The following is a 2,624-nucleotide window of genomic DNA, read 5'->3' as shown; positions in this document are numbered from 1 at the left end:
GTTCTGACTGATGCATCAGTCAGAACCGCAACACCCTTCCCGCACCTTGTCCGCCGCCCAAGGGGCGGCCCGCGGTGGTCACTCCTGGACGAGCATCCCGCTCCGCAGCTTGCCCAGCATCCGGCTCAGCAGTCGGGAGACGTGCATCTGCGAAATGCCGAGCTCCGCGCCGATCTGCGCCTGGGTCATCTCCTGGCCGAAGCGCATGTCGATGATCCGGCGCTCCCGCTCGTCCAGTTCGTCCAGCAGGGGGGCGAGGGCGTGGAGGTTCTCCACGGTCTCCATGGCGGGGTCCGGCTCGCCCAGCACATCGGCGAAGGTCCGGCCGGCGGTCTGGCGGGGCCCGGACTCCGCGGTGTCGGTCGGCATGTCCAGGGAGCCCGCCGTATAGCCGTTGGAGGCGACGATCCCCTCCGTGACCTCGGCCTCCTCGATGCCCAGGTCCTCCGCAAGCTCCTTGACCGTGGGATCCCGGTCGAGGTCGCCCGCCAGGGACTCCTTCGCCTTGGCGAGGTCGACCCGCAGCTCCTGGAGACGCCGCGGCACGTGTACCGCCCAGCTCGTGTCACGGAAGAACCGCTTGATCTCCCCGACGATGTACGGCACCGCGAACGACGTGAACTCGACCTCCCGGGAGAGGTCGAAGCGGTCGATCGCCTTGATCAGCCCGATGGTGCCGACCTGGACGATGTCCTCCATGTCGCCGCTGCCCCGGTTGCGGAAGCGGTTGGCGGCGAAGCGGACGAGGGACAGGTTCATCTCGATGAGGGTGTTGCGGGCGTACTGGTATTCGTGCGTGCCCTCCTCCAGGACCTGGAGACGGTCGAAGAAGAGACGTGAAAGCCGACGCGCGTCCATCGGGGCGATCTTCCCGGCGTCCTCGATCCACGGGAGCTCCTCGGTGGTGCCCGTCCGCTCCGTACCGGCCGTCTGCGCGGCCTGCGCGGTCTGCACGGTCATGTCGCTTCACGCTCCCTGGTTCGTAGGCCCTGAGGCCTGTTCGCCTTCCCAGGGGTACGGCTCTCATGCACGGGGGAGGGAGTTGATCTGGCCACCCGGCGTGAGTTGGCCAAAAGCAGCCGGGGTTCGGCTCTGAGGCGCCGTCACGTGAGGGGCGTGAGCCCTGGAGGTGCACAGAACCGCCCCACCGGTACGGGGGAGCCCGGTGGGGCGGTCGCCACCAGAGTGCCACAGGCGAGCGGGCGTTGGGACCGGACCGGCACGTATTGGCCTACGGATGAGTCGATTTCGCTGCTCGTGCGCGCGCGGACGTACGGGCGTGCGGCGGGCGCACCGGCGTGTCCTGGGGGTCGGCGCACCGGGGTGTCCTCGGGGGCGGCGTCCCGGCGGGGAGGGCCGGCGCCCCGGGGGCGTGGGTCCGGTCGGCCCGGGCCGCGATGGCTCCCGATGATTGTGGTGTCATGAACAGATCCACCTCCCGGAATACTTGCCGTGTCCACCGGCCTTTTTCTCGCCGGCGGGTCCGCCGCTACCGGACGCGGAGCACCCCCGCGGCCGAGGAAACCGCGCGTTGGACGGAACGAGACCGAGGAGACCATGACCCAGAACGACACCCGCCCCCGCCCCCGGTCCGATGCCCCTTCCCGGCTCCATCCGTTGGACAACCCCGCCCGGTCCTCGCTGACCGGTCCGCACGCCCACTTCGCCGAGAGCCGTGGACGGGTTCTGCGCTATCCCGCCGACGTCACCCCCTGGATCGCGCTCCCCGACGCTCCGGGCCCCCAGGACTGGGCGGATCTCGCGGAGCTCGCCGGGCCGGGCGGTTCCGTCGCCCTGGCCGCGTTCCAGGAGCCGCCGCCTCAGGACTGGGAGATCGTCTTCCGGGCCGAGGGCGTCCAGCTGGTCGACGCGTCGGTGGACGCCGCGCCCGACCCGGAGGCGGTCGTGCTGGGCCCGCAGGACGTGCCGGAGATGCTGGACCTGGTGGCGCGTACCCGCCCCGGCCCCTTCCTGCCGCGCACGGTCGAGCTGGGCACGTATCTGGGCATCCGCCGGGGCGGCGTCCTGGTGGCGATGGCGGGGGAGCGGCTGCACCCGCCCGGCTTGACCGAGATCAGCGGCGTCTGCACGGACGAGTCCGTACGGGGGCAGGGGCTGGCGAGCCGGCTGGTCCTGGCGGTCGCCCACGGGATCCGAGAGCGCGGCGAGACGCCGTTCCTGCATGCGTCCGCCTCCAACACGGGGGCCGTACGGCTCTACGAGTCCCTGGGCTTCCGGCTCCGCCGGCGTACAGAATTCCTCTCCGCCCTCGTCCCCGCCACGCTCCCGTCGGCCGACGGAAGCCGCAGGCCCTCGCTGCGCTGACCGGGCTGCGGGAGCGGTGCCGCACCGGCCCGGTTCCGGCGTTCCGCCACCGGTAGGCGTATTCCCGCACGAGGGGACCTCGGGCACCTCCGGCGCGGGCCGGAGGGCCCGGGCCGAAAGTCCCGGGCGGGACCTTCGGCACCCCCTCAGGGCCCTAAGCCCTCCTGTGCGGGCGCCCGCCTCCCGGTCAACTGGAAGGGACCGGCCGAAACTGCGGGCGGCGCCGAGAGACCAGCGGGAGGACAGGCCGTGCCCATGAGGTTGCTGGACATGGCACAGAAGCCGCAGAAGCAGAGCGG

At 71.6% G+C, this 2,624-nt stretch carries 2 protein-coding genes; one reads left to right on the top strand and one right to left on the bottom strand.

All coding sequences use genetic code 11. The features are described 5' to 3' along the window. Positions 1–78: 78 nt before the first annotated feature. Positions 79–960: an RNA polymerase sigma factor SigF gene (locus tag ACFWM7_RS34870; protein ID WP_383268687.1), complete on the bottom strand. Its 882-nt coding sequence runs from the start codon at positions 958–960 to the stop codon at positions 79–81. 597 nt (positions 961–1,557) lie between these two features. Here ACFWM7_RS34870 and ACFWM7_RS34865 point away from each other — a divergent pair. Beyond that, positions 1,558–2,325, top strand: coding sequence for a GNAT family N-acetyltransferase (locus tag ACFWM7_RS34865; RefSeq protein WP_383268684.1), 768 nt, complete (start codon positions 1,558–1,560; stop codon positions 2,323–2,325). Positions 2,326–2,624 lie beyond the last annotated feature (299 nt).

Source organism: Streptomyces sp. NPDC058375, assembly GCF_042723425.1.
GTDB classification, from domain to species: Bacteria; Actinomycetota; Actinomycetes; order Streptomycetales; family Streptomycetaceae; genus Streptomyces; species Streptomyces durocortorensis.
This window is presented reverse-complemented; position numbering and strand designations above follow the sequence as displayed.

Coding starts and splice junctions, on each gene's coding strand:
- ACFWM7_RS34870 (WP_383268687.1), bottom strand. CDS start 960: ATGACCGTGCAGACCGCGCAGGCCGCGCAGACGGCCGGTACGGAGCGG.
- ACFWM7_RS34865 (WP_383268684.1), top strand. CDS start 1,558: ATGACCCAGAACGACACCCGCCCCCGCCCCCGGTCCGATGCCCCTTCC.